Source organism: Tannerella sp. (assembly GCF_052170195.1).
Lineage (GTDB): Bacteria > Bacteroidota > Bacteroidia > Bacteroidales > Tannerellaceae > Tannerella.
In genome coordinates, this window is sequence record NZ_JBQNAZ010000008.1 from 16,794 (window position 1) to 38,133 (window position 21,340).

The window sequence follows — 21,340 nt, forward strand, 5'->3', positions numbered from 1 at the left end:
TTGAAGGGGGAATGTTCATGTCGGCGTTATGAAGGGCGAACACTGAGGGTCGCCCGTCTACATTAACTGCTTTACTACTTTTTTCATTATTCACTTTTTACTTTTCACTATTCACTATTCACTTCTCAGACTTTTCACCGGATTGGCATTCGCCGCACGCCAGTTTTGAAAGGTCACTGTGGCGAACGTCACGAAGGCCACTACTGCGAACGACAGGGCGAACACCCACCAGTAAAGCGGGGTCTTGTAGGCAAAGTTTTCGAGCCACTTCACTACCGCGTAATACGCCGCAGGGGCGGCAAAGACAAAACAAACGACGACGATCTTCAGATAGGTCTTGTTGAACATCACCAGAATCTGCTGTGTCGTCGAACCGAATACTTTGCGGATACCGATTTCTTTTTTCCTATACTCGCTGTCGAACACTACCAAACCGAAGACACCGACGATAGAGATAAAAATAGCAATCATACTGAACAGCGTAATCAGCATGCTAAGCGCTCCCTCCTTTTCATACAACTGCTGCAAAACGTCGTCGAAGAATCGGACGTTGAACGGATATTCGGGGTCGAACTCAGCCAGCACGGTGCGTACATGCTCTATTGCCGCCCGCATATCCGATCCGGCCTTTACCTTGACATAGGCATGATTCGGCCAACGGCCCCAGTTTTGGGTGCCCCAGACGAAGAACGCCATCGGAGTTACTTCGGTACGGAACGAAGCAAACTTCACGTCAGGCATAAAGCCAACGATCTCCGTGCTGTCGATCATCGTGCCTAACTCCAATCCAAACTCTCGGCGTGCACGTTCGTTAAAGACATACGCACCGTAACGGGTATTCGTATCTTCGATACGGAAATCGCGTCCTTCCGTAACCGGAATACCCATCACTTCCAAAAAGGAATAATTGACAGGAAGCACTTGATATTGAATTTCCTTATCTTGGTAATCCCGTCCCCAACTCATATAAAAGTCGGTGCTGGACAACAACTGCTCGGCATACGTAACGTCTTCGACTCCGGCAAATTCTTTCATACGGTTCGTAAAAGCGTCCAGACTTTTATTAATTTGCGAATTGATATTCGTGACGATCAGCGCATCTTTTTCGTATCCCAACGGTGTGTGCTGCATAAAATGATTTTGCAAATACATAAACGACGCACCGATCAGCAATGCAAACGAAGCGATAAACTGCACGCTGATAAGCGCGTTGCGCAGCGCCCGGCCTTTCGGCGACAATCCGAAGCTCCCTTTCAATACCAGTGCAGGAGGGAACGAGGTCATGTAGAACGACGGATACAGTCCGGCCAGTAGCCCCGTCAGCAACGCGATCAGTGCTGTTCCTCCCACGATCAGCGGCTGCGAAGCGACCGACAAGTCCGCATCGACAAGCGACGAGAGCTCCGTACGGGCAAACAACATCACTAACCCGATGGCTATCACATACGAAAATAAACTGATCAGCATCGCCTCCAAGACCAATGACCGCCGAATGGCACCCTGACTCCCTCCCAGCACTTTTTGCGTATTGATGCTTTTGATCCGCACAGGTGTCAGCGCCGTGCTGAAATTCGTAAAATTAATCCCCGCAATTACAATCACGACAATGGCTATGGCAAATAAGACCCGCAAGGTCTGCCGGCTGGCTTTGGGAGTAAAATCAAAGATCGCATCGGTTACATAATGCACCTCGGTCAAAGGAGTAAAACGCAAGGCTGCATTTAGTTTTTCCCAATCGAATTCGTCCGTTTGTCCGATCATCTGCGGATTGGCTTTGTTATTCTTTTTAAAGTTTTCATAGACAGAGGGCATATTGTCTGGATCGTCCATCCGAACAAACATCTGATAGTTCCAATTTCCCCAATTCGTTTTGTTCTCGTTCGGGGGGATCGTAGCGTACACAATATTCCGTACAAGGGTATTAGCCGGGAAGTCCCGGTACACCGCACCGACGGTCATATTACTGTGCCGACCGGTCAATTGTCTGCCTACGGCTGGTTCATTGCCAAACAGTTTCTGTGCCATGCTAAGCGGTATCATCACATGATCCGGCTGCTTTAATACTTCCTTCGTTCCTCCGACAAAATCGAACGTGAACACTTCCGTATATTCGGGAGAAACCTGTACACATTTCTCTTCATAAAACTGTTTGATACCATTATTTTCGACGGAAAAAAACCGGTCGGTACTATAAGGAGAAGACAGCGCACCAGCAACAATATGCGGCGAAGAAGCAAAAAAAGCTTCGGCCAACGGTCGATTGATGACTACCTGCGCGTTCTCCTGATACATAAACTCGACGCGGAAGATGCGGTCGTGGTTGGGATCGGAGGTGTCGAACATCCGGTCGTAATCGACCTGCATCATAATCACCATGAACGCGGCGAAGGCGACCGACAACCCCGCCACGTTTAACAATGTCGCCATTTTAAAACGGCGAATCACACTCAATAGATTTCTGTATATCGTTTTCATTTCTGTTTCTTTTATTTGTTAGCGATCAGTAGTCAGCGGTCTGCTCTGCATTTCCCCTTTGAAGGGATAACATCCCCCCTTTCGCTTCGCTCTTCCCCCCTTTGAAGGGGGGACGGGGGATGTACCTCTGCGTTCGGTCTTTTGTCATTCAGAGCGAAGCGAAGAATCTCTTTTCTCTTCCCCGCGAGATTCCTCACTACGTTCGGAATGACAAAGGGGGCGTTCGTAATTCGTAATTCCTCCTACTTTTGTCATTCAGAGTGCTCTTTTGTCACTTTTGGCTTGACCCAAAAGTAACCAAAAAGTCAAGGCTTCGTGCGCTTCGCACGCCTTCGCGACGCTTGCAGGCCGGAAAATCAGGTAACTCGCTTCGCTCGGACAGCCTGATTTTCTTTCGCCCCACTCGCTGCTCCGTCGGCTCACCGCCCGAGGCCCAAGGACGAACGCCGAAATGAATGGTCAATGGTTAATTGTCAATGGTTATTTTCTAAATACATGATTCGGCGTGTACCCGGCATAACAATTAACAATTGAATTAACAGCCCTCCGCCGAGGGGGTCGCCTGTTTCCTCAACGCTTCGCTTCTGCTCTTCCCCCCTTTGAAGGGGGGGACGGGGGATGTTCATTTCGGTGTTATGACGGGCGAACACTGAGGGTTGCCCGTCTACATTAACCGCTTTGACTACTTAAGAAAATATGCTTTTCGTTTATCTCCTACAGTCTTGTCGTATGCACGATTTGTCCGTCGAAGAGGTTGACGATGCGGTCGGCAAAGCCTGCATCGTGCTGCGAGTGAGTAACCATGACGATCGTTGTACCCTCATTGTGCAGCTCGGTCAGCAGTTGAATCACTTCGAGACCGTTTTTCGAGTCGAGGTTACCTGTCGGCTCGTCGGCGAGGATCAGCTTCGGGTTAGCGACCACAGCACGTGCGATGGCCACACGCTGCTGTTGTCCGCCCGAGAGCTGTTGCGGGAAATGCTTTGCCCGATGGCCGATGCTCATCCGCTTCAGGATGGCGGCTACACGTTCCTTACGTTCGGCGGATTTGATGCCGAGATACGTCAGCGGCAGTTCTACGTTCTCGAACACGTTCAGTTCGTCGATCAGGTTGAAACTCTGGAACACGAACCCGATATTGCCTTTGCGCACCTGTGTACGCTCTTTCTCTTTGAGATGGCCGACTTCATGTTCGCCGAGGAAATAATTCCCTTCGGTCGGGTTATCCAACAGTCCGAGGATGTTCAGCAGGGTTGATTTGCCGCAGCCCGAAGGGCCCATAATCGCGACAAATTCGCCATCTTTCACTTCCATCGATACCTTGTTCAGCGCAATCGTCTGCACTTCTTCCGTCTCAAAATACTTCGTCAAATTTTCTACTTTAATCATGATTGTTATTTTTTATTTAGTTTTCAGTATTCAGTAATCAGCAAACAACTCAACAATTACACCAACATTAATTCAGGCTTACAGCCTTCTGACGTGGGGTTGCTTTTTTCTCCCAACGCTGCGCATTGGGCTGAATTAACGCGCCCTTTCAGGGCTTTTTCTCAAATTGTCAATGGTCATTTAGTTTTCAGCGATCAGTAACAAACAACTCAACAATTCAACAACTCAACGCCCGAAGGGCATCACTCTTCACTTTTCACTTTTCGTTTTTCACTTTCATCTATTCACTCCTCAAACTTTTCACCGGGTTCGTACGTGCCGCACGCAGCGCTTGCCAGAAGACCGTAAGAAACGAGATGATCAGGCAAAATACAAAGGCTGTAAGATAAATCCACACCGAGAGCGATATGCGATACGCATAATCCGACAGCCACCCGCTCATAAAATACCAGATCAACGGTACGGCAACTACGAATGCCATCCCCACATACGAAAGGAATGTTCGTACTAACCTTCTCATCACTTCATTCGTTGTCGAACCGAACACTTTGCGCACCGCTACTTCTTTCAGCCGCTGACGGATAAAATACGTCGACATGGCCAACAATCCAAGCAGCGAAATCAGCACGGCAATCCCCGCAAAAAGCGTAACGATCTTCGCCGTCCGTCGCTGCGAATCGAACGAGTCCATCACCTGCTGATCAATATATTTTCCTTCGAACTCGCGGTCGGTAATACGTTGATAAACAATTGCAATCTCACGATAAGCTTCGTAAGGATCACCCTGCACCTCGATCAGGATATTCCACGCATTTATGTCTGCTTCTTTTTGCACTTTCATAAAAACAGGTTCTTTGACATGCGTAATGTTTGCCATCTGGAAGTCCCTGATCACACCGGCTATTTTGATCTCGCGGTCATAATAATGAAAATACGGAGCCTCTTCCGAAAGGCTGGTCTGGCGTAGAAATTCTTCGTTCACGAAAGCGCCTTCACCCGGTGCAAGGCGATTATTGCGGATGATCTCCAGACCGAGCATACTGAAAAAAGTTGAATCGCCATTGATATTTTGCGAACTGATATTCTTCCCCTCGTAGCTTCCGCTGTAATTATTACCTCGGTTAAAAGGCGTACCCTGCGACACCGCCACACGACGCACGCACGCCAACTGCCGCACCTCATTCCGAAACACGCTCGACTGCTCCGGATTGTCGAAATTATTCCACATATCGATAATATTCTCCGTCCGGTATCCTAAAGGCGCATCGATGAGATAGCGTATTTGCAGATACATCGTCAAGGCGCACGCGATCATCACGATCGTTACGACATTTTGCAGCGTGATAAACACCTTGCTGAAGGTCATCTTCGTGCGGCGACGGAACGTACCGCGCACCACCTCAATCGGTTTCGTGTTCGATATCATGACGGCCGGAAGCAATCCCGATAAGACGCTCAGCACGGCAATCACAGCTGCCATAGCTCCGACACCTGCCGGCGTAAGTAAGATGCGCAAGGAGATTTCGGTTTGCAGAAGGTCATTCACGAAAGGCACGAAGCAGCCCGCAAGCAATATCCCCACACCAAACGACACCAGCACCATCACGAACGATTCGAACAACAATCGCATGAAAAGCATTGTACGTTCCGAACCGAGCAGCCGCCGCAGCGCCATCTCCTTGGCACGGAAACCCGATTGCGCCATTGTCAGGTTGATGTAATTGATGATGGAGAAAATAAGAATCACTAATCCGACCGATGTCAGAATCAGGACAAACCGTTTATCACCGCCTTTCAAAGGCCAACCGGCCTGAGAGAAATACACATCGGGCAGCTTCGTCAAAGTCGGTTGTTCGGAATAGCCTTTCGCATACATCCAATAGAACGTTTTGAACCAGTCGCGCATATCGTCGAGTTTGGCCGACAGGTCAGCGCCGGCTTTCAATTTCAGGAAAGCCACCGTACTGCCTGCATTGTTATAATTTGTCAAACCGACCGAACTGTTGAATGTCGGTAGATGCTCGACACGGATGACGATATCGGATGAAGGGATGACGGACGGTTTCATATCTTCCATCACGCCACTGACGATCACCGACACTGTATCGTTCAGCCAGATACTCCTGCCCATCGGGCTTTCATTGCCGAATGCACGCTGCGCAAACGATTCCGATACGACGGCCGACTGCATCGACTCCAAGACACGATGCTCCAGCCCTTTTTTCAAGCCGAACGAAAAGAAGGAGAAGAATGAAGAATCCGCCATGAGCAGAGTGGTCTTCAGACTTTCGTCCGCTCCCTTCTGCAATTTAACATGTTGAGGCATGGTTTCTATCACCACGGGACAGACAGCCTCCACCTCCGGATAACGTTCCTGCACGCGCCATGCTACGGGCAAAGCATTCAGATAGTCCCTGCTACCGTCCTTATTCACATCTCCCAAGATGTAGATGCGGTCGCCATCCTGCTGAAACCGATCGACCGACAGCTCCTGTACGACATAAATACCGATCAGGATCACAAACATCAGCGATACGGAAAGACCGACGACATTAATTGCCGTATACAATTTGTTTCTGGAAAGAAACTTCAAAAAAGATTTTAAGTTCATATTTTTTATTTTTTAGCAGTCAGCGATCAGTATTCAGTAATCAGCAAACAACTCAACAATTACACCAACATTAACTCAGGCTTACAGCCCTCTGACGTGGGGTTGCTTTTTTCTCCCAACGCTGCGCATTGGGCTGAATTAACGCGCCCTTTCAGGGCTTTTTCTCAAATTGTCAATGGTCATTTAGTTTTCAGCGGTCAGTAACAAACAACTCAACAATTCAACAACTCAACGCCCGAAGGGCATCACTTTTCACTTTTCGTTCTTCACTTTTCACTTTTCGTTTTTCACTCTTCACTTTTCGTTTTTCACTCTTCACCTATTCACTCCTCAAACTTTTCACAGGGTTATCGTTCGCCGCACTCCGTACATGGAATGCCACCACGGTTATGATGACTCCCAGCATCATCAGGCCGCATATCGCGAACAGGTACCATGCCAGCGACACCTTTTCGGAGAAGCCCGAAAGCCATCCGGCGGCCGAATACGCTGCCAGAGCACAGCCGCCGATCAATGCGGGAACGGCTATACGAATGATGTCACGCTCGAAGAGTAACAAGACTTCTTTAAAGGTTGCCCCGTTGATTTTACGGATCGCTATTTCTTTCCGGCGACGGTTGATCTCATCGCGCGTATATCCGATCAATCCGGTCAACGCAATAATTAAGGTAATGATACATCCGATCATTACCGAATCGCGAAACAGTCGCGAAGAACGGTATAAATTCGTCATCTCCGCACGCCAGTCGTTTATCGCCACATTCTGATCGGGCAGCAACGCCTGTATCGTTTCCTGCACATGCGTCATACCTTCCGGCGTCAAGGTATGAAACTTAACCAGCAGCATGCGTGTCCATCGCACATCGGGAGCATAGAACATCACCGAAGGGCGCGTATCTTCGTTCTCGATGCTGTTGATGCGGATATCTTCGTATACGCCGCAAATGGTAAAAGGCTGTTTCATACTCTGACTGTGTTCCGTAATCAGAATTTCTTTGCCGATCGCCCCGTCGCTCCAGTCGACAAAGTTCTTCATTTTCTCCACAAACCGGCGGCTGACCATTACTTCGCGCGACGATGGCACGTTTTCCGTAAACGAACGTCCTTCCACGACCGGGATTTCCATCGTTTCCAGATAACGGTTACCCACCCAGTACAGGTCTGCAATATTAAATAGTTCACGATCATTGCCCGGAAGGTAGACGTTATTTCCGGACTGTTTTTCGAAAGGAAGCTCCGAAAACGTGGTGACGGCGGCCACTTCGGGAAGACGTCCCACCTCGTCGACGATTTTGGAGCGCAGCGTAGAATCAGTTCCCCCCATATTGAAATAGGCGAGATGCTCGCAGTTATATCCGGGATGGTCGTTGGTCATTCGTTTATGCTGAAGGGTAATGATCACAAGGAAAGAGAACAGGAAGCCTACGCCGATAAATTGTACGAACAGCAGCGCAAGTTTCCAGTAACGGCGCGATTCCCGATAATTCCGGAAAGCCGCCCCGACGGGGATACGCGCGAAAAGATGACCGGGGAGCAGCCCCGTTACGAGAAACACGACCATACACACGACCACAAGGATCGTAATGCTCTGCGACGAGAAAAGCGCCTGAAGCGACGCGGCCAGCAACTCTTCTACCGTGCCGCGAAACGCAAAGATAAGCAACAGCGCCAGCGCAATCGAAATCAACAGATGAAGAAACGTTTCGGAAACGATCATTCCGCTGATGTTTCTGCCCGACGCTCCGTAACATTTATGTACGGCTACTTCCTTCGTTCGGCTGACAAACGACGAAATAACGACTAACACGTAGTTCATCACCGCCGCGAAGATCAGTACGAAAGCGAGCATGATCAGCAACGAAGTCATCGATTTTACCTCAGGTGTCTTTCGATGCAGGTCGGTCAGGCGGGTAAGCGTATAACTCAGATCGACACCGGCCTTTTTCAAGGCCTCAAAATCCTGATATTTCCTCTGCATTGCCCGCATCGGTTCGGCCAGACTGTCGGGCTCGACACCGGGATACAGCTTCACATAGCCGCGATAACGGTCATTCCCCAACCAGTTCATGGTACCGTCATAATCGGGTGAGACCATGACCTGAAGGGTTATGACTGCATCGTAACGCTGATGAGCATTCTCCGGGACGGTTTCAAAGACGCCGCCGACAGGGATTTTATTCTTATTCTTGCTTCCGAGGCAAAGTGTTTTCCCCATGACGTCGCCCCCGATCTTCCGAGCCAGCTCTTCCGAGATCAACACCGCGCCTTTCTTCGATAAGACTGCTTTCGCATCTCCCTGCAATATCTTGCGCGGAAACACATCGAAGAAGTATTCGTCGGCGGCAATCACGGATATCGTATATCCTTTTCCATCGTCGGTATACGCTTCGCCGTCGTAAATTCCGGTGCATCGCGTAGCCATTTCCACGCCGGGCACCTCTTCCCTCATCCCGACGGCCACGCCGCCGCTCACTTGAGGATATTCTTTCAGCTCATTATTCTGAATGATTTTCTGGTTCAGCCGGTAAATACGTTCCGAATCGGGATAGAACGCATCGTACGACTGCTCAAAGCAGACTTTGGCAATCAACACCAATCCCATCGCAAGCCCCGCGGCCAGCGAGATAATCTTAATTCCGTTGTTCCGTCCGTGTTTGGTCAACGAACGAAGCGCAATGATCATTTCCCGTTTCATTTTTTTATTTAGTTTTCAGTCCTTCGGATGTTGAGTTGTTTAGTCGTTTAAACAACTCAACATTTCAACAATTCAACAGTTCAACAACTCAACAGTTCAACAACTCAACAGTTCAACAATTACACCAACATTAATTCAGGCTTACAGCCCTCCGACGTGGGGTTACTTTTTCTCCCAACGCTGCGCATTGGGCTGAATTAATGCGCCCTTTCAGGGCTTTTCCCCAAATTGTCAATGGTCATTCAGTTTTCGGTTTTCAGCAAACAATTCAACAACTCAACAGTTCAACAATTCAACAATTCAACAATTCAACAACTCAACAATTCAACAATTCAACAATTCAACAATTCAACAACGATTCACTTTGACAGGATCAGTATTTCACTGTTTTTATAGCTTTCGTAGCTTGAGATCACGACGCGTTCGCCGGCTTCGAGGCCTTCGAGCACTTCGTAATACTGCGGGTTCTGCCGGCCGATCCTGATTTTGCGGCGGTAAGCCTTTTTCCCGTCTTTATCGAGCACAAATATCCAGTTTCCGCCCGTACTCTGAAAGAACGTACCCTTCGGGATGATGATGCTTTCGGTGGGTTGTCCGAGCTGAAGATTGATGTAGTATGTTTGCCCGCTTCGGATATTGTCGGGGCGTTCGCCGGTAAAGACAAAGTCTGTGCGGAATTTACCGTCTCGCACTTCGGGATAGACTTTGCGGACGGACAGCTCGAAATTCCCTCCCTGCCGCTCGAAGGTGGCGGCCAGCCCGGCTTTTACACGGTCGATGTAATGCTCGTCGATCAAGGCTTCGACCTTGTAGTCCGAGAGATCGTTGATCTGTCCGATTTTTTGTCCGGGTGAAACATTCTGTCCGAGCACGACGTCCAACAGTCCGAGCTCGCCATCGATCTGGGAGCGCACGTTCAGGTTCTCCTTACGTTCGCGGATGAGCAGCACGTTACGCCGCATGTTCGCGAGGTTATCTTCCATCTGATCCATCTGAATAGATCGATAGATCGAGTCCTGATGCAGCCGCTCGATGATGAGTGCATGCTTTTGCTGCGCCAGTTCGTAGTCTTCTTTCGCTTGCAGGAAATCCTCGCGGGCGATCAGCTTCTCGTCGTAGAGTTTTTCCTGCTGACGGTACGTCCGCTGTCGCCGTGTGATGTCGAGGTCGAGTTGCAGTTTCTCCGTCTTGTTCCGGAGGCGGTCTTGTTCCATTGTCACCTGTGTATTGCGCAGCAGGTTCTGCTTTTCGGCCAGTTCGGCCTCGGCATTCAGGATTTGCAGGTCGAGGTTCGAGTTGCTCAGCCGGACGATGATATCTCCTCTGCGTACCTGCGCCCCTTCTTCTACGACTTTTTCCTGCACGATTCCGCCCTCTTCGGGGCTGAGCTGCACGACCGTGATCGGCTGTACCTGCCCGTCTACACGCACAAAATCATTGAACTGTTCATGGGTTACATGGCCGATGCTGATGCCTCGCGCGTCGACACGCAGCGTCGACGCATGATTGCCGAAAATCATCCATCCGACAAGCAATAAAAAAGCAATCCCCCCGACAATATAGGGAAGATGTTTTTTTCGTATCCCTTTCTTTTTTTCCAATTGTATATCCATTGCAGTAAGTATTTATATTCTATTCCATGTTATAAATATAAGCCTGACAGTATATTTTTCTCTTCTGACGTTGCATTTTTTCGATCTGACATCGCATTTTTTCGATCTGACGTTACGTTTTTCCGATTTGACATTGCATTTTTTTGATCTGACATCGCATTTTTTCGATTTGACATTGTATTTTTCTCCTCTGACGGTGCATTTTTTTCTTCTGGCATCGCATTTTTCCGTTCTGACGTTACGTTTTACCGATTTGACATCGCGTTTTACCTTTCCGACATTGCATTTTACCCTTCCGACATGCCGTGATTATTCTTCGGGTTTCCCGATGATTCCTTCTCCTTTATAATATGCCACCAATCTGCTTTTAAGCATATACGACAATCGTTTTTGCAACAGGTTGGCACGCGCCTCGATTAGCGTATTGGCTGCCGTTTGCAGATCGATCGGACTCATCAGGCCTTCTTCGTATTTGCGCAGAGTAAGATGATAGGAGATTTCGTCTGCTTCTACTTTTTTTTCCATCTGTACGGTTTCTTTTGCAAATCCGTCTCGATCTAAAACGGCCTGTTCGACAGCTGTCTGTAACTGTCGCATCACTTCTTCGCGCTGTTCGTTGGCAATCCGCATGGCGTTACGCGCACGACGCGCCTCGCTATATCGTCTCAGTCCGTCGAACAAGGGGATACGGAGCACCATGGCAAGGTATTCGCCGCGGTTATTGTCGAAAAACTGCTTTCCGAACGAAACGGTTTCTCCGCTCGACAGATTTTTGAAAAAGTTGGTCGATACGCCGGCCTCGAACGATAGTCGAGGGAAGATGGCCCCTTTGGCCATTCGGTATTCGTAGCGGGCGGCCTTGGATTGGTATTGGGCCGAGAGCGCGACGGGGTTATGCGTGCCGGCGTACGCGTAAATATCGCTGACCGACTCGGGGAAGGAGAGCGTTTCGGGCACGTAGACGGCCGTATCGATGCGTAACGAGTCGGCCCCGCCGTAATTCATGTTCTCCCGGAGTTTCAAGAAGGCCGACGCGTAGAGGTTTTGTTGGCGGGTCAGGTTATAATCGTCGGCCGCTACCTGAGCCTCGAACTGCGCTACGTCGGCTTTGCCTTTCATGCCCAGTTCTTCCATCCGGCGTGTTTTGTAGAGGGTATGCCTGCTTTCATTCAACTTGTCGGAAGCCAGTTTCACCGTCCCCCGGTAGTAGACCATGTTGATAAACGCCTCCATCACGGCCAGCGCCACATCGTCTTTGGCACGTTGTTCTTCCTGAAGACCGTACAAACGGCGGATATGCGTCATCTTCCGGTTGTTGATCAGCTGTCCGCCGTCAAAGAGAGGCAGAGAAGCGCTGATTCCGTAGGAATTGTTAAACGTCGAGATGTTGTTATACGTATTCGTTTTCGGGTCGATAGACCGTCCGAAGCTGAATTGCCCGCCTACATTTGCACCGATCGACGGGAAGAAGCTCGCCACCGCCGAATGGTGCTCCGCCCTGTACGAGTCGTTCAAATGCTGCTTCTGTCGCACCTTCGGACTATTTTCCACCGCATAGCGCATGCAGTCGTCCATCGTCCAGTATCGTTCCTGAGCTATCCCCCCCGACGTAATCGCGATACTTAAAAACATATTCCAAAAAATCTTCCTCATCATTTCAAAATTAGTTCACGATATATAAGATGCCAAAACCATGCCAAAATATAAAGGGCTTTACGATTCAACGATTTACAGAATTATCAGGAAGCTGCCGGTGTCCAAAAATTAGACACCGGCGTCCAATTTTTGGACACTGCCCCCCGCATCGCTTTTTTTCTTAATTTTGTCCGCGTATCGGGCATGTACACGCCTATACATTATATATATGATATCAATCTTTCTGCGGATTGAAACAAAAGAAGAAAACGTATGAACAAGACGAAACGACAAGGTACCATTCTCGTGGTCGACGACAACAAGGGCATCCTTGCGGCCGTGGAATTGCTGCTGCGACCACAGTTTGCCCGGGTAATCACAACCTCCGCGCCCGACCGCATCCGAACGATTCTGCACGACGAACCGGTGGATGTGGTATTGCTCGATATGAACTTCAGTGCAGGGATCAACAGCGGGAATGAAGGCCTTTTCTGGCTCTCCCTGATCAAGAAGATCGACGCCTCGGTACAGGTTGTACTCTTTACGGCATACGCCGATATCGAGCTGGCCGTGCGAGGCATCAAAGAAGGCGCTTCGGACTTCGTTGTCAAACCCTGGGACAACGACAAACTGACCGAAGCCTTGCAGACGGCTCTCCGGGCCCGCACGCTGCAAGACAAACGACAGGCGGCCACCGTCGCCGCCGAGACAAGCCGTATGTTTTGGGGCGACTGCGAAGCGATGCAGCAACTGCGCATGCTCGCGGAGAAAGTGGCGTATACCGATGCCAATATCCTGATCACGGGCGAGAACGGCACGGGAAAAGAAATGATTGCACGCGAGATTCACCGGCTGTCGGCACGTCATCGTCATCCGATGGTGGCCGTCGATATGGGCGCCGTTACCGAAACCCTCTTTGAGAGCGAGCTTTTCGGGCATGTCAAAGGCGCATTCACCGGCGCTCACTCCGACCGTCCCGGCAAGTTTGAAGCAGCCGATAACGGCACGCTCTTTCTCGACGAGATCGGCAATCTCTCCTATCATTTGCAGGCCAAGCTGCTCACAGCCCTGCAACAGCGCAGCATCGTGCGCGTCGGGAGCAATACGCCCATACCGGTCAATATCCGCCTCCTGTGCGCCACGAACCGCGACCTCGATGCCATGGTCAGGAAAGAACTTTTCCGGGAAGACCTGCTCTATCGCATCAACACCATTCACCTGCATATCCCGCCGCTGCGCGAACGGACGGACGACATCGCGCCGCTGGCACATATCCTGCTCCGTAAACAGGCACAGTTGTACGGCAAGCCGGAACTGATCCTCACGCCTGCCGCGTGCGATAAACTGAAGGCGCAACCCTGGTACGGCAATATCCGCGAACTTGAACATGCCATCGAGAAAGCCGTTATCATCAGCGACGGAAAGATGCTCGATGCAGACGATTTCGATTTCCCGTCCGCCGCCCCTCCGTCCGAATCTCCGCCGAACGATGCGACCACACTCGAAGAGATGGAATGCCGCATGATCCGCCGCACGATGGATAAGCACCGCGGCAATCTCTCGCTCGTGGCTTCCGAACTCGGCATCTCGCGACAGACGCTCTACAATAAGATCAAACGTTACGGACTCTGACCTCGATGGACAAGCGATTGTACAACAGCCTGACGTTTCGACTGACTGTTCTTGCAGCACTCGTTGCCGCAAGCACGGTATTCGTGATGCAGCATCGCTGGATCACCGCTACCGCAAGCCTGCTGTCCGTCGCTTTTGCCTTCGGATGGAGCGTACGGCTCTATCGTCGCAACCTCCGCAAGGTCTCCTTCATGTTCGACGCCGTGGATAACAACGATTACGCTTTTCATTACGCTACGGCACGGCATGCTGCCGAAGAGCGCATCATTAACGAGTCGCTGAACCGTATCCTCCAGATTCTCCTGCAGGCAAAAGCCGACGCGAAAGAACGGGAGAAATATTATGAGATGATTATGAACTCAGTCAACACAGGGATCGTCGTCATCAACGAGAAAGGATTCGTACTCCAACAAAACAGCGAGTCGCTCCGACTGCTCGGACTGCCCGTATTTACTCACATCAGACAGCTCGAACGGATCGATGAGAAACTTGCCGAACGTTTTACCGATCTTCAGCCCGGCGAGAAATATCACCTCTCATTCCGTAACGAACGCGGAGCGGTCAACCTCTCTATCCGCGTGTCTGAAACCGTTTTGAAAGGCGAACGCGTGAAACTTATCGCGATGAACGACATCAACAGCGAAATGGAAGATAAGGAAGTCGATACATGGATTCGTCTGACGCGCGTATTGACACACGAGATCATGAACTCCGTCACCCCCATCACCTCGATCAGCAGCACGCTCCTCTCGCGACACGACGAAATGAAGGAAGAGCTCCGCAACGGCCTCGAACTGATCAGCGATACCGGCAAAGGATTGATCTCCTTCGTCGAATCGTACCGCCGGTTTACACATATCCCGACTCCGCAGCCGACCCTCTTCTATGTCGGCAGGTTTATCGAACGGATGACACAGCTCGCCAGCCACCACCATGCTTCCCATATCGCCATACAGACCGATATCCGCCCGGACGACCTGATTCTGTATGCCGACGAAGACCTGATCGGACAAGTCGTGCTCAACCTGCTGAAAAATGCCATACAGGCCATCGGCCCCGACCATCCCGACGGACAGATCACGGTGCGGGCTTCGTGCAACAGCAATGAGTCCATCGTGATCGAGATCAGCAATAACGGTCCTGTCATCCCGCCCGAAGAGGCCGAACATATTTTCACGCCATTCTTTACGACCAAAGAAGGAGGCAGCGGCATCGGGCTGTCCGTCGCACGCCAGATCATGCGTCTTTCGGGAGGTTCCATCTCACTGAAATCGAACGCCTCCAATCACCGAACGACCTTTGTGTTGCTGTTTCCATAAACTTCATCCCTTTTTTTGATGTATCTTCGCACACATCAAAATTACCCGTTATGAATTATTTTACAGATTACGCATCGCCGGTCGGCATGTTACGCATCGTTGAAAACGGTCGAGGGATTACGGCCATCAAATACGTCAGGAACGAGCATGTTCTGCCTGCCGGTGCGTGCAAAAAAGAAACTCCTCTGCTGAAACAGGCAGTAACGGAATTGAAAGAATATTTTGCAGGGCGACGCAGACATTTCGACCTTCCGCTCGACGAACAGGGCACAGACTTTCAAAAGCGCGTTTGGGCGACGCTCCGTGAAATTCCATACGGACAGACACGCTCGTACAAACAGATTGCCGAAGCTGCCGGGTCACCGCATGGATATCGCGCTACAGGAATGGCTAACAATCGCAACCCTATTTCGATTGTTACACCGTGCCATCGCGTCATCGGTGCAGACGGAACGCTTACCGGTTACGGAGGCGGGCTCGACATCAAAAAGAAACTGCTGGAACTCGAAGCGTCGGCTGTTGTGCAAAAAGATCGCACTTCTCCGGCTTTTCGCATCCCGTAAAGAGAAAACGGCCTTCGCTTATCGGAAGATTCCCCAAAATCGTCCGAGCAAAAAATCATTTTAACCGTTCATTCTAATCTTTTTACGAATCTAACAGTTATCAAATTTTCTTTTTGCGCAAAATAATTCATTAAATAATTTGGTTTATAAAATAAACCGTGTTACTTTTGCGATGTGAATCGATTCAAAAAAAGGAATTATTTAGTAACAGGTAAAAAAAACAGTTATGAAAACATTGAAAATGATTGGAGTGTTCGCTGCTTTAGGACTGAGTGTATCTCTTTATGGACAGTCTGCGGATGTAACGGTAGTGGTAAAAGGCGTCAGGGAAGCGAAAGGCAAAGTAATGGTTGCGGCGGGAGATAAAGCGAAACCGCAAGAGATGATCGGAGAAATGGTAGCGGTTACTTCGACAGGCGATGTGGTTTGCGTACTGAAAAACGTACCGGTCGGCAAAACGAATATTTACGTATATCAGGATCTGAATGAGAATTTCCGGCTCGATATGGATGAGCAACATACCCCGATCGAACCGTGCAATACGAAAGAGAAGGTAACGATCAAAGACGGAGAAAACAAGTTCGAGATCAAACTGATCAACGTAAAGGAAATGATGGAAAAACGCTGAACCTCATTGTGTCGAAAAACAGACAGCCATGAAGCGGTTTCTTATTGTATTTATCGCAAGTGTCATCTATGCCGGCTTCGCTTCGGCGCAGGAGCGAAGCGGTAAGGTGACGGACAACAACGGCCGGCCCGTCGAGTTTGCGACGGTTGCCTTGCTGACGGAAGACGGGCAAGCGGCCGTGACGGTTACCGATACGCTCGGACGCTTCTCGCTTACGGCCGTCGGGGGCAAGTACCGGATCAACATCCGGCATCTTGCTTATCAGCCGTTGGAGCAGAGCATTTATCTTTCGGACGCGGCATCGAAAGCAGGCGATTTTTGCCTGAAGGAGCTCGAGACGAACCTGAACGAAGTAACCGTCACGGCTTCGGCGATCACACGCGAGGCCGATCGCTTCGTGATGAGGATGAACAATATGCCGCTGACCCTGAATAAAGATGCGATCGAAGTCTTGCAACTGGCTCCGGGCGTATGGGTCGATGGGAACGGTATTTCCATCAACGGGGCAAGGGGGACCAAAGTCTTTATCAACGAACGCGAATTGAAGATCAAAGGCAAAGAACTGATGGATTATCTGCGTAATTTCCGTTCGGCCGACATCGTGCGCGTCGAGATTATCCCTCAGGCCGGAGCGGAATACAGTGCCGATTCGTTCGGCGGAGTGATTAAACTGACACTTCGCAAACAATTGGAGAACGGTATCAGCGGGCATGTGAAAGCCGGCACAGCACAGAGCCAAACGTTGGCCGATTATCAGCCGTCGGCCTCTCTCAACGCCCGTGCCGGACGCTGGACATTCAATACGTTTGTATCGGCGAATATACTGCCTGAAGGAAAAACAAACTCGGTGGAAACGCGTAATTTCCGGACAGGAGACAACCATGATTACTTTTCGGTTTCGGACGTCAATCGCACGCTGCATTCGGGGTTGGGGAGGCTGGGTATCGTGTATGAGCCGGACAAACGAAACAGCTTCGGAGTTGAAGCGGAGTATTCGGCCATAAGCGCCCGCAGTCCGTCGAGCGTCACGACGCGAACGAAGCCCAACGGTATCCTCGTCAACTCCGAAAGCGACTACCGGCAAAAAGAGACAGACCGTACCTGCTCGATGACCTTGAACTATGTGCATGCGCTCGATACGCTCGGATCAACCTTCAAAGTGATAGCCGACTGCACAAACAAACATGTGGAGGGTGACAACGACTATCATACCTCGTTTATCCGGAACGGAAAGACATCGGATTCGGTATACCGGAACAACACATCGTCGCATTACAGGATTTATACGGCCGACGGGGTGTTGAGCAAGCAGCTTTCGCCACGTACAAAACTTGTTGCGGGTGTGAAATACACACACAACGATATGTCGGACACGGTACGGTACGAAAGTCTTCTTCCTTCAGGCTGGCAGCCGCTTCCGGCGTATCATTATTCACTCGGTTACACGGAACATATCGGAGCGGTCTATGGCACCTTTTCGGCCGAATACAATCGTCTCAGTCTCGTGGCCGGTCTGCGTGGCGAATATACGCATGCGAACGGGCATCATCACCGTATCCGTCAGTCGTACTTCGATCTGTTTCCGAACCTGAACGTAACGTATTCGTTCGATCCGATGCGGACGTTTATGCTGATCGGACAGTATTCACGGAATATCGAACGTCCTAATTTCAGGCGTCTCCACCCGAACCGGATACAATATTCGGAGTATTCGTATTACATCGGCAATCCGGCATTACGTCCGACGTATATCCATAAGATCGGTCTGACGGCCGTTTACCGCTATCGTTATGTGCTTTCGATCGGCGCCAACCTGCACCGCGATCTGGTGAGGGAAGTGCGGAAGACGGAGACGTCCGACCCGAACGTTACGTACATCATCCCCGAAAATCATCATACGGAAAATCATTATTATGCAGTGCTGAGCGCCCCTTTCCGTCCGACGAGATGGTGGGACATGAATGTTAATCTGGTAGGGGTAAAACAGGATATCCGAGGTACGGAAAGTGACCGCCGTGTGTCGCATTACCTTTATTTCGCCAATGTGACAACGGGCTTCTCGTTGCCGGCGAAGTTTTACCTCGAACTGACCTACAGCGGCACGAGCCGTCTGTATTCGGCCAATTCCGGTATCGAACCTCGCCATCTGTTTCATCTCTCGGTGAAGAAGCAGCTGTTGAATGATCGTCTCACGGCTTCATTAGGCATAAATAATGTGTTTGACCGTAAGATCGTTTATTTTTCGGAGATGAAACACCTGACAACACGAACGGAAGTGTATAATCCGCAAGATGCCCGTTATCTCAAGTTCAGTCTGAACTATACGTTTAGCGCAGGAAAGCATTTTAAAAGTCGCGCATTTGAGAGTGGCTCGGAAGCGGAAAAGAATCGTTTAAAACGAACTTCCGATACAAGATAATTCATGATAAATTCATATTTTTACACTCATTTTTTACAGCTATGGAAGAAAAAGAATTAAAGGACAAATCGCTCAACGAAAAAGAAAGTCTGGAACTCATCACACGGATGATCCAAAACACACAGCACCGACTGGAGCGCCATACCGGCATGCCGATGTTGATCTGGGGCTATGCCACGACTGTCACAACCTTACTGGTATGGTGGGCAGTAAACTATACCGGCGACTACCGGACACAATTTCTGTGGTTCCTTATTCCGCTCACGGGAGGCATCGGGTTATTCCTTTGGAAGAAAAAGCCCGCAGGAGTCCGCACATACGTAGACCGAGTTGTTGGATACATCTGGTTAGTCTTGGGCCTGACCGGTTTTCTGCTGTCGTGCCTGTCGATATTCAGCGTGATGTGGAAGTTGCCGATTCTATTTATCATCATACTGATCATGGGTATGGGAACGATCCTGACCGGGTTGGTTGTACAGTTCAGGCCGCTGGTCATCGGAGGTGTGGCGGCGATGGGGATCGGAGTAGCCCATTACCTGTTGCCGGGCTGGGATATAAAGATGCTGACATTTGCGTTAGCCTTTGTTGTCATGTTGATTATTCCGGGATATATCTTAAATCATCAAGCTAAAAAAGCATGTTCAAAGAGCTGAATCCGCTATTGCACAGTGAGCTGCGACTGGGTATCATGTCGATACTGCTCAGTGTCGAAAGCGCGGAATTCAAATATATCCGTGAACAGACCGGAGCTACGGCAGGCAACTTGAGCGTGCAGCTCGATAAGTTATCGCAGGCCGGCTATGTGACGATAGAAAAAGGCTACCGCGGAAAAGTTCCCTGCACAACGTGTCGCATCACAGAGGCCGGGATTACAGCCTTCCGCGAATACGTCGAGGCGTTGCAAACGTATATCAACATCAAGTAAAACGCACCGAGGTCTCGGTATAAAAAAGAAAAACCGGAAGTTTTTATCGATATTTTTCGACGAAAAACTTCCGGCTTATTATTATGCTCTACATAGCGCCGTTATTTACCGGCAACTTTCTTGGTGACGGCGCTTTTCTTCTTCGTTTCCGATGATTTCTGAATCGTTTCCAGTTTTTTCTCAAGCCGGTTAATTTCATTCGCCTGATTGCGGATGGTCGTGAGCAACGAGTTCAGCTCCTCGTTTTCGATCGAAGAGGGGAACTCCGCTTCGACACGCAGCATGAAATCGGAAAGTACGTTCATGTAGTTATTGAACGCATCGTATGGATTATCATACGGACTGAACAGGTTATAATGCTTCGTGTTCATGTAATAAAAGTGGTCGCTGCTCTGCAAATAGATCCAATCCTGCTTGATGCGACGATTACCCGACAGGCGCACCCGTTCTCCGATTTCGTTGATTTTCTGGAACGCTTCATGCTGCAATACATTACCTAACCACGAACTGCAGTCTTTTTCTTCATCGACCCACGACATCGGATAGGGAACGGAAACCACATCGACCGGTTTCATGTTTTCAAACACTTCGGAGGGCAGTGAGAACGAGAGGTTATTTCTTTCGGCGTACTGCGGTAACGCTTTGAAGAACTCGAAGATTCCCGTATCGGCTGCATGCATGGAGCCCAGTACTTCGTAGTTCATAAAGGCGTTGATCACCTTTTCCGACTCGGCCGTCGATGCTATTGCCGAAATATATTTATCGGCTGTCAGCGGATATTCTTTCCATGTATAATCGTTGAAGCGGAGCGAAAGGTCTTCGCTGAAACGGTCGTTCTTCAGCAGCAATTTCAGCTGCGGGCGAACAGCCGACGCGTAAACGTAGTTCGGACTTTTCCATCCCAATACATGCTTGGCTCCTTCGGTCAGCATTCCTTCGAAGCCGAGGTTATAGACGAGTTCGGAGATATCATCCGAATAGATCAGCTCCGTATTCCGGAATACTTTGGGACGGACGCCAAAGAGCGACTGTATTTTTTCTTTGTGCATCTTAACTTGTGTTCCGAATTCCTCGGCATCGCCGAGCGAGGAGAGCGAGTGGGCATACGTTTCGGCCAGAAACTCCACACAACCGAGCTGTGCGAGTTCGCGAAAGCTGTCGATCACTTCGGGCGCATAAATTTCCATCTGTTCAAGCGCTGTCCCCGAGATCGAAAAGGCCACTTTAAACTTGCCGCCGCTCTTACGTATCATTTCCATGATGGTACGGTTAGCCGGCAAGTAGCACTTTTCGGAAATCCGACGAAAGATTTCTTCGTTCTGGAAATCGTCATAATAATAATGATTGTTTCCGATGTCGAAAAAACGATACCTTCTCAAACGAAAAGGTTGATGTATCTGAAAGTAAAAGCAAATCGTTTTCATATCTTCTGTTGT

General features: G+C 49.7%; 15 protein-coding genes. 7 read left to right on the plus strand and 8 right to left on the minus strand.

Features of this window, described 5'->3' with window-relative positions; translation table 11 throughout:
* Positions 1 to 114 precede the first annotated feature (114 nt).
* The 7 genes from ACTTKA_RS03815 to ACTTKA_RS03845 form a co-directional block, all read right to left on the minus strand.
* Positions 115 to 2,475: an ABC transporter permease gene (locus tag ACTTKA_RS03815; RefSeq protein ID WP_442724034.1), complete on the minus strand. Its 2,361-nt coding sequence runs from the start codon at positions 2,473 to 2,475 to the stop codon at positions 115 to 117.
* 714 nt (positions 2,476 to 3,189) lie between these two features.
* Positions 3,190 to 3,864, minus strand: a complete 675-nt coding sequence (locus ACTTKA_RS03820; RefSeq protein ID WP_046824662.1) for an ABC transporter ATP-binding protein — start codon at positions 3,862 to 3,864, stop codon at positions 3,190 to 3,192.
* A gap of 280 nt (positions 3,865 to 4,144) precedes the next feature.
* Positions 4,145 to 6,475, minus strand: coding sequence for an FtsX-like permease family protein (locus ACTTKA_RS03825; protein ID WP_442724035.1), 2,331 nt, complete (start codon positions 6,473 to 6,475; stop codon positions 4,145 to 4,147).
* 319 nt (positions 6,476 to 6,794) lie between these two features.
* Entirely contained in the window at positions 6,795 to 9,170 is a 2,376-nt protein-coding gene (locus ACTTKA_RS03830; RefSeq protein WP_442724036.1) for an ABC transporter permease, read from the minus strand.
* 359 nt (positions 9,171 to 9,529) lie between these two features.
* Positions 9,530 to 10,783 (minus strand): efflux RND transporter periplasmic adaptor subunit, encoded by a 1,254-nt coding sequence (locus ACTTKA_RS03835; protein WP_442724037.1) that lies wholly within the window; start codon positions 10,781 to 10,783, stop codon positions 9,530 to 9,532.
* Between the two features lie 29 nt (positions 10,784 to 10,812).
* Entirely contained in the window at positions 10,813 to 11,001 is a 189-nt protein-coding gene (locus ACTTKA_RS03840) for a hypothetical protein (RefSeq protein ID WP_442724038.1), read from the minus strand.
* 91 nt (positions 11,002 to 11,092) lie between these two features.
* Positions 11,093 to 12,436 (minus strand): TolC family protein, encoded by a 1,344-nt coding sequence (locus ACTTKA_RS03845; protein WP_442724072.1) that lies wholly within the window; start codon positions 12,434 to 12,436, stop codon positions 11,093 to 11,095.
* Positions 12,437 to 12,691: 255 nt separating this feature from the next.
* On the opposite strand from ACTTKA_RS03845, the gene ACTTKA_RS03850 reads away from it, so the two are divergent.
* The 7 genes from ACTTKA_RS03850 to ACTTKA_RS03880 all read left to right on the plus strand — a co-directional run bounded on the left by ACTTKA_RS03850 (position 12,692) and on the right by ACTTKA_RS03880 (position 19,904).
* The gene (locus ACTTKA_RS03850; protein WP_442724039.1) at positions 12,692 to 14,050 is read left to right on the plus strand and encodes a sigma-54-dependent transcriptional regulator; all 1,359 of its coding nucleotides are present in this window, start codon (positions 12,692 to 12,694) and stop codon (positions 14,048 to 14,050) included.
* A 5-nt stretch (positions 14,051 to 14,055) separates the two neighbouring features.
* A complete protein-coding gene (locus ACTTKA_RS03855) occupies positions 14,056 to 15,369 on the plus strand; it encodes a sensor histidine kinase (RefSeq protein WP_442724040.1) in 1,314 nt (437 codons plus the stop codon).
* A 50-nt stretch (positions 15,370 to 15,419) separates the two neighbouring features.
* Entirely contained in the window at positions 15,420 to 15,932 is a 513-nt protein-coding gene (locus tag ACTTKA_RS03860) for a methylated-DNA--[protein]-cysteine S-methyltransferase (RefSeq protein WP_442724041.1), read from the plus strand.
* A gap of 226 nt (positions 15,933 to 16,158) precedes the next feature.
* Complete coding sequence (locus ACTTKA_RS03865) at positions 16,159 to 16,560, plus strand: DUF2141 domain-containing protein (protein ID WP_442724042.1); 402 nt, start codon at positions 16,159 to 16,161, stop codon at positions 16,558 to 16,560.
* 28 nt (positions 16,561 to 16,588) lie between these two features.
* Complete coding sequence (locus ACTTKA_RS03870; RefSeq protein ID WP_442724043.1) at positions 16,589 to 18,979, plus strand: outer membrane beta-barrel protein; 2,391 nt, start codon at positions 16,589 to 16,591, stop codon at positions 18,977 to 18,979.
* Between the two features lie 41 nt (positions 18,980 to 19,020).
* Positions 19,021 to 19,632 carry a hypothetical protein gene (locus tag ACTTKA_RS03875; RefSeq protein WP_314748577.1) on the plus strand — a complete coding sequence of 204 codons (612 nt, stop codon included), beginning with the start codon at positions 19,021 to 19,023 and terminating at the stop codon, positions 19,630 to 19,632.
* The gene (locus ACTTKA_RS03880) at positions 19,617 to 19,904 is read left to right on the plus strand and encodes a winged helix-turn-helix domain-containing protein (protein ID WP_442713739.1); all 288 of its coding nucleotides are present in this window, start codon (positions 19,617 to 19,619) and stop codon (positions 19,902 to 19,904) included. Before ACTTKA_RS03875 ends, ACTTKA_RS03880 begins: the two co-directional genes overlap by 16 nt.
* Before the next feature lie 101 nt (positions 19,905 to 20,005).
* On the opposite strand, the gene ACTTKA_RS03885 is transcribed toward ACTTKA_RS03880, so the two are convergent.
* Complete coding sequence (locus tag ACTTKA_RS03885) at positions 20,006 to 21,328, minus strand: glycoside hydrolase family 57 protein (protein ID WP_314748575.1); 1,323 nt, start codon at positions 21,326 to 21,328, stop codon at positions 20,006 to 20,008.
* Positions 21,329 to 21,340: the final 12 nt, after the last annotated feature.